Genomic DNA, 263 nt, shown 5'->3' on the forward strand with positions numbered 1-263 from the left:
TTAGATCTCAATGACGTTTAAAACAGAGCACTGACTATGAAGATTGCCTTTGTCCTTTATCCACGTGCATTAATCACAGGTATTTCTCTTGCTGCAGAGATGCTGAGCAGTGCTGCCAGTCTGAGACCCAAGCAGGATCAGAGGTCAAAACCCGTTTCTATTTCGGTTGTTGCTGAGAGTCTTTCACCGCCAGCGGTCAAATCCGGGCTGCGGCTACAACCGGATCTGACTTTGAAAGCGTCAGGACAATTCGATTTTGTCAT

The 263-nt window shown here is 46.8% G+C and carries 1 protein-coding gene; it reads left to right on the forward strand.

What is annotated here, in order from left to right:
* Positions 1-36: 36 nt before the first annotated feature.
* Positions 37-263, forward strand: a 227-nt coding sequence (locus ACYP03_RS26615) for a type 1 glutamine amidotransferase family protein (protein WP_459782757.1), incomplete at its 3' end; no start/stop codon positions are given.

The sequence above is a fragment of the Photobacterium sp. R1 genome, from assembly GCF_054600795.1.